Annotated in this window: 3 protein-coding genes; 1 reads left to right on the top strand and 2 read right to left on the bottom strand. The window is 59.6% G+C overall.

Going from position 1 to position 2,908, the window contains the following annotated elements:
- Positions 1 to 1,224, bottom strand: a 1,224-nt coding sequence (locus tag RMO15_RS19955; protein WP_309715949.1) for a hypothetical protein, incomplete at its 3' end; no start/stop codon positions are given.
- Between the two features lie 119 nt (positions 1,225 to 1,343).
- Positions 1,344 to 2,291 carry a WD40 repeat domain-containing protein gene (locus RMO15_RS19950; protein ID WP_309715946.1) on the bottom strand — a complete coding sequence of 316 codons (948 nt, stop codon included), beginning with the start codon at positions 2,289 to 2,291 and terminating at the stop codon, positions 1,344 to 1,346.
- 80 nt (positions 2,292 to 2,371) lie between these two features.
- Between RMO15_RS19950 and RMO15_RS19945 the strand changes: the two genes are divergently transcribed.
- Positions 2,372 to 2,908, top strand: a 537-nt coding sequence (locus RMO15_RS19945; protein ID WP_309715943.1) for an LpqB family beta-propeller domain-containing protein, incomplete at its 3' end; no start/stop codon positions are given.

Raw genomic sequence — 2,908 nt, 5'->3', positions numbered from 1 at the left:
GTTGCGGATATTGATCCCCACGCCCTTTGCCCCCTTCGCCGCCGTGATCTTCAGATTGTCGTAGAGCACGCCACAGCTCCAGCGGTGGTGCGGCCCACTGTCGGCATGGCTCTCGGTAGCAGTGCAGTTGGAGAAAACATTGGGGCCGGGCACCGACGAGTCGAGAGCGAAGTCATGGCGGCCATTACGGGCCTTGCAGCGCTGGACTAAGTTACGCTGGCCCGTGAGCTGGAACGGATAGCGCCTGCCGCCCTCGATCTTGGAGATAGGATCCAGGCAGGTGGAGTCCTCGACGGTGATATTGCGCGCACTGCGGCCAATCGCGACGCAGGCAAAGCCAAAGTGCTCCGCCGTGACTTTGCGCACCCAGCCGTTACGCGCTGCCCGAAAGGCAATCGCGCTCCAACCATGATCTTCGTCGTAGGGCGAGGCGAACTCCGAGACGCAGCGCAGGTTCTCCACCCCGACCTCCTCAATGCGCTGGGGAAAGCGTAGCTTGCTCACGGTGTGCGGCCCAAACTCGCGCTCCAGCGCATTGGTCACCGGTGCATCCAGCGTGAGCGTCTTGCCGGAGATCTTCGTGATGCGTCGCTCAAAGGCCAGGTCTTTGCTGCCGGGTGCCCACTGCTGGATCGCGGTGCCATCGCTCCGTGGAGGGATCTTGTCCATCCCAATCGCAGCGATCCAGCCCGCCGTGCTCGCCCGCCGGACGATCACCTCATCGCCGACTTTAAAGCCGCTGGCATCCGCAACCGTGAGTGTGTCCGCGCCACAGGGCACGTAGTCATCCGTGATCTCTTGCCGCGAGTCGCGTTCGACCCGTGCCTGCCCCTCTCCGCCCACCACGATCAGCGTGTGCTGCTTTTTCTGTGTCGCGATCAGCACCGTGCCACCCTCAGCCCCTTCGCCCTCGCCACGGAGCACCACACCCGGATTGCGGAGCGTGATACTTCCCTGAAGCCGATAGGTTCCGCGCCTCAGAAGCACCGCGCCGCTCTTGGTCTCGTCCAGCGCCTTCTGGATCAGCGCATCGGCAAACGCGGCTTTATCCCCAGGTGGCTCCACAGTTCGCGTCACGCGTAGGTTGGGAATGGGGACGTCGCTGTCTTTGTAGCCCACACGAGAGAAATCGGGAATCCGGTTGCCTTTCTCGTCGGCGCGGTACGTGAGCGTCCCATCCGCGCCCCGTGAGACCCATGCTTCGTCGGATATATCTGAACCCACCCGGCTCGTTCCTCGCCACCCTCCCTCTACGAAGGAGGGTTGAGGAGCGTTGAGAGCTAGCAAGAACAACATAGCAGCAGCGCTTCGGTACATGGTCTTAGTATACCGCTCAGCCTGCTCTACCAAACTTGGACACTACCGTCGTAGCCACCTGCTGCAATACGCTTGCCATCAGGGGAAAATGCCACAGCAAAGACACTACCCTGAAATCCTGGGAGCACCTGAAGGGTTTTTCCTGTTTTTACTTGCCAGACCCGAGCCGTCTTATCAGTACTCCCACTTGCCAAGCGCTCGCCATCCGGGGAAAAAGCGATAGAATCCAGCCCACCTCTATGCCCTTTTAGCACCCGTATAAGCCTTCCCGTCTCGATGTCCCAGAGCTGTATGGAACTGGGCAGAGGGTCGCCGGATTTATGCGAATACAAGCCACATGCCAGTAACTTGCCATCAGGAGAGAGCGCTAGGCAGTCGCAAATATCATTCACACCACCATAAAACAGCTTACTTTGCTTCAGAAGTTTACCTGTCTGGCGATTCCACTGACAGAGCACCATGTAGCGTCGCTCAGCCTGGAAGTGGAAACTGGAGAGACTGAGTAGTCTCTCCGGATCGGGCAGACAAGTGGCCCATTCGACTTGGTCATGAACCAGTGTCTGCTGAGTCTTGCCCGTGCTCGTCTCCCAGATACGCACTCTTCCGTCACTACTTGTCGTTAGTACTTGGTTGCCATTCGTCGAGAACTTGACGGAGCTCACAGAAGCTCCCTTGACTGCCAACGACCGGATCAACTTCAGCGTGCTGGTTTCCCACAAAAACACCTGAATCTCCGCGCCTGAGGAGAGCTGTCCCTGAGTCGCGAGGAGTGTCCCACGAGACGAGAACGTCCCCCCGAAAACACCCATTTTGGAGAGTTCCTGCGCCACCCGTAGCTTGCCCGTCAGGCTATCCAGAAGGCGCACACCACCCCGATGTATGACAGCAAGCAGCTTGCCATCAGGAGAGAAGGCTAGGGCGGATACAACCGTCGGCTGTCGGGGAAGGAGAGTTTGGGATTGACTTTCTTGCATCTTCAAAAAGTGCCTCTGTACTTAGTTCGTGGTTCTTCACCTAAAAACCCTTCAATCGAAAAGTTTGGTATCCTGTCGGCATGAAGACAAAGGGTGCGGGATTGGCGCTGGTGCTTGGCCTGGGAGCGGTGACGCTGGGGCTGACGCAGGGGCGCGTGGAGAAGATTGGGGAGCAGGCAGATGGCTCGACGCTAGTGTCGTCGAACCAGCGGGTGACGCCGGTGGGAAAGCTCCAGACACTGCGTTCGTCGCGGCCTAAAGATCTGGCACTCTCCCCGGATGGCTCGCTCGTGGCGGTGCTGGCGCAGAACCAAGTCGCGATATTCACCGCTCAAGGTGAGACCGTAGCCGCAGTTGCCGGAATTGAGGCGGGGCCACTGGGGATTGTCTGGGAGCCGAGTGGTGAGGCGCTCTATGCAACTCTGGCGGGCGGTAAAGTCGCGCGCATCGTCAAGAGTGACGCGGGCTGGAAAAAAGAAAAAGAGCTGACGATTGACTCGGTCGGGGCGCTGGGTGACCCGGATATCGCGGCGGGAACCCAGGGGCGTGGCCGTGCTACGGGCGATCCGCAGCTGACGGGTCTGGCGATCTCACCCGATGGCACGCGGCTCTATGTC

The organism is Armatimonas sp., assembly GCF_031410135.1.
Taxonomy (GTDB): Bacteria; Armatimonadota; Armatimonadia; order Armatimonadales; family Armatimonadaceae; genus Armatimonas.
Note: the sequence above shows the minus strand (reverse complement) of the source record. Positions and strands in the feature narration are given on the sequence as shown.